Annotated in this window: 4 protein-coding genes and 1 pseudogene; 2 read left to right on the top strand and 3 right to left on the bottom strand. The window is 61.6% G+C overall.

Going from position 1 to position 3,154, the window contains the following annotated elements:
- Positions 1-108 precede the first annotated feature (108 nt).
- Positions 109-468: a hypothetical protein gene (locus tag ACHFGA_RS07255; protein WP_394281740.1), complete on the top strand. Its 360-nt coding sequence runs from the start codon at positions 109-111 to the stop codon at positions 466-468.
- 9 nt (positions 469-477) lie between these two features.
- Here the strand turns inward: ACHFGA_RS07255 and ACHFGA_RS07260 are convergent, their stop codons facing one another.
- Together ACHFGA_RS07260 and ACHFGA_RS07265 are read right to left on the bottom strand one after the other, a co-directional pair.
- Positions 478-1,323, bottom strand: coding sequence for an HAD-IIA family hydrolase (locus tag ACHFGA_RS07260; protein WP_394281741.1), 846 nt, complete (start codon positions 1,321-1,323; stop codon positions 478-480).
- 19 nt (positions 1,324-1,342) lie between these two features.
- Entirely contained in the window at positions 1,343-1,654 is a 312-nt protein-coding gene (locus tag ACHFGA_RS07265; protein ID WP_394281742.1) for an acyl carrier protein, read from the bottom strand.
- 37 nt (positions 1,655-1,691) lie between these two features.
- On the opposite strand from ACHFGA_RS07265, the gene ACHFGA_RS07270 reads away from it, so the two are divergent.
- Entirely contained in the window at positions 1,692-2,675 is a 984-nt protein-coding gene (locus tag ACHFGA_RS07270; protein WP_394281743.1) for an alpha/beta fold hydrolase, read from the top strand.
- Positions 2,676-2,760: 85 nt separating this feature from the next.
- Here ACHFGA_RS07270 and ACHFGA_RS07275 read toward each other — a convergent pair.
- A pseudogene (locus tag ACHFGA_RS07275) lies at positions 2,761-3,154 on the bottom strand (pyruvate dehydrogenase (acetyl-transferring), homodimeric type); the annotation flags it as partial.

Genomic DNA, 3,154 nt, shown 5'->3' on the forward strand with positions numbered 1-3,154 from the left:
ATTATTGAGGCCGTTGGGGAAGACGAACCTCGTCTCACAGAAACACATCCCGCCATGCTTCGTGCGGGATGTGGCATCTGTGCCTACATTTTTACGGAGGATCCCCACATGACCACCACTTTGGCCGCACCTGCCCCCGCGAGGATCACGAACGAGGCGGAGCGCCGCCACACCGCACAGCAGTACACCTTCGTCCTGCAGATTACCGGCATGCCCGTGCGCCTGCGCGGCACCGTCGAAGAACTAATGGCCGAACACCTGCCACCAGCAGAGGTAGAGAGCACCCCCGGCATCGACATCTGGGACATCACCTGGTTTACCCGCTGGCAGCGCGATACCACCACCTTCGGCGCCCGCGGACTGCGCTGCCGCGAAGTTATCACAGCGCCAGACGCCTCCGAGTTCACCGCGGTACTCGAGCGGCTCGCTCGTGACTACGGTTTCCGCGCCAGCGTGGTCCAGGCCTAAACTCCAGGCCTAGTCGGAGTGGGAATCCTGGTACTCGTCGCCACGGTTAGCCATGTTGATATAGTGGCCGTCCCCAAACGGGTCCAAGACGTGATCAGCCAACTCGCCCACTGAACCAATAGTGGTGGTGGGGCGGTAGGGGTAGCGCTGGATTTCGGCATCGTCGGAAATGCCGGAACGCACAAGGATGGTGCGCATGCCGGCCTCCAGGCCAGACTTCACGTCTGTATCCATCCGGTCGCCAATCATCACGGCGCGCTCAGAGTGGGCACCGATGTGGTTGAGCGCAGAACGCATCATCACCGGGTTCGGCTTGCCGATATAGTACGGCTCCTTCCCAGTCACCGCCGTAATCATCGCAGCCACCGCACCAGTGGCAGGCAGCACGCCCTGCGGACCGGGCGCTGTCACATCAGGGTTAGTGCAGATGAAACGCGCACCACCAATGATCAGATTGCACGCAGTGGTGATCGCCTCGAAAGAATAGGTACGCGTCTCACCGAGCACCACAAACTCCGGATCATTATCAGTAAAGATCCACCCAGACTCATGCATCGCAGTGGTCAACCCCGTCTCGCCAATCACATACGCCGTGGACACAGGCACCTGGGACGACAGATAGCTGGCGGTGGCGGCGGCAGAGGTCCAGATATTATTCTCCGGGATATCCAGGCCCATCGTCGCTAAGCGCGCCGACAGATCACGCTGCGTGCTCATCGCGTTATTCGTCAGCACCATGAAGCGAATATTGTTATCGCGCAGCGCCCGGATGAAAGCGTCTGCGCCAGGGATCAGCTCGCCCTCTTTGATGAGGACGCCGTCCATGTCAGTCAGATAGGAAATGGGAGCATTCATACTCCCTATCTTGGCCTAACTATTCGTTGTCCGCGAGGTAAGCAACCAGATCGCCAATAGTGTCAAAGCCCAACGCGGTCTCTTCGTCGATACGCACTCCAAACTGCTCCTCCGCGCGCACGATCAGCTCAATGCGCGCCAGCGAATCAATCCCCAAACTATCCGCGGTGGACTCCGCCGTGACCTCATCCGCCTCCACCCCGGCCACCGATTCGATCAGCGCTGCGACCTGGCCCATCGTATCCAGCGACGCATCCGCGCCGGGCTGGTCAGGCGCCGCGGCGCCCAAGTCTGCCAGTTTGCCAAGGTTCAAGCGTTGCGAAAGCTCCATGCCAGCCAGTCTACCCAGCTGCGCTACAGTTATTCGCATGCAGAACCCCGCCGACTACGCCCGCGCACTCACCCCCAGCGGGCGCCGCAACCTCGCCCTCGCGCGCGGCCGCCTCCACGCCCAAGAGCGCAAGCCCGGACTGACGAACCTGACCGCGCAGGGCATCGTGCTTAACGACGATATCCCCGTCCACTGGTACGAAGTAGGCGAACCGGATGCCGATGTGACCGTGGTCTATATCCACGGCTTCACCCTTGCCGCGGAGGCGTTCTACCAACAGGTTGATGCCCTGCGCGGTAGCGGAGTGCGTCAAGTGCTGATGGATCTGCGCGGACATGGACAAACCGGGGCGGTGCGCCCGGAGCGGTGCAGCGTTGATGAGGCTGCCGACGATGTGTGGGCCGTGATGCGAGAGCGTGAAGTGCGCGGGCCCGTGATCGTGGTCGGACACTCGCTTGGTGGGCTGGTGGCGCTGAGCCTGATTCGTCGCTACGGCCACGAGTTCACCGCGGCCGGCGCGATCCTGATCAATGCGTCTGTGGAAGCGCTGACCGACCAGGGGATCCCGCAGATTCTGGCCACCCCAGCCGCCGATGCCGTCTATAGTGCCGTCGAGGCCGCACCCGAAGAGGCCGACAAATTCCGCAACGAAGTCACAAAAATCATCGCCCCGGGACTCGCCGTGACCATCTTCCACCGCGACACCGACTATGAACTGATCGACTTCCACGCCGCCATGATCCACGAGACCCCGCTAGAAACCTACGTGGGCTACTTCGACGACCTGCAAGAACACGAAGAACTGCAGGCGGGTGTCGCGCTGACAGATGTTCCCGGATACGTGCTGGTGGGCGCGCAGGACGACGTGACCCCATTGAGTCAGGCTCAAAGGATCCAGGACATTTGGCCGGAATCCTACCTGCAGGTCATCCCTAACGCTGGGCACATGCTCCCGTTGGAAGCACCCGACGTGGTCAACGCGGCCATCCAGCGGCTCGTCGGCCTGGTCTGCCAGCGGTAGCTGCGCTACGCGAACAAATAGATCCGCCCCACACCGCGCGAGTGGCGATGTGGGGCGGAGGCGCTCGTCGTTAAGCGACTAGCTCTTAGACGGAGGTTGGATCGTCCAGCTTGTAACGCTTGGCTGCGTCGGCGGCGACCGAGATATCGATCTTGCCCTCCTCAGCCAGGCCGATCAGCGCTGCGACAACCATGGACTCCGCGTCAATGTTGAAGTAGCGGCGGGCAGCCTCGCGGGTATCGGAGAAACCGAAACCGTCAGCACCCAGCACGTAGTACTCGCCTGGAACGTACGGGCGGAGCTGCTCGTGCAGATCCGTCGCAAAGTCCGAGGTAGCGATGTATGGGCCAGAGGTCTGCTTCAGCTGCTTCGTCACGAATGGCTCCTCTGGATCCTCAGCAGGATTACGGAGCTTTTCGACGTTCTTTGCCGCACCATCGCGGGCCAACTCCACCCACGACGTGACCGAGTAGATGGAC

Source organism: Corynebacterium sp. (genome assembly GCF_043426755.1).
Taxonomy (GTDB): domain Bacteria; phylum Actinomycetota; class Actinomycetes; order Mycobacteriales; family Mycobacteriaceae; genus Corynebacterium.

What these genes read in the sequence shown, in the direction of transcription:
- ACHFGA_RS07260 (WP_394281741.1), bottom strand. Translation starts at nt 1,323, where the DNA reads ATGAATGCTCCCATTTCCTATCTGACTGACATGGACGGCGTCCTCATC.
- ACHFGA_RS07265 (WP_394281742.1), bottom strand. Translation starts at nt 1,654, where the DNA reads ATGGAGCTTTCGCAACGCTTGAACCTTGGCAAACTGGCAGACTTGGGC.
- ACHFGA_RS07255 (WP_394281740.1), top strand. Translation starts at nt 109, where the DNA reads ATGACCACCACTTTGGCCGCACCTGCCCCCGCGAGGATCACGAACGAG.
- ACHFGA_RS07270 (WP_394281743.1), top strand. Translation starts at nt 1,692, where the DNA reads ATGCAGAACCCCGCCGACTACGCCCGCGCACTCACCCCCAGCGGGCGC.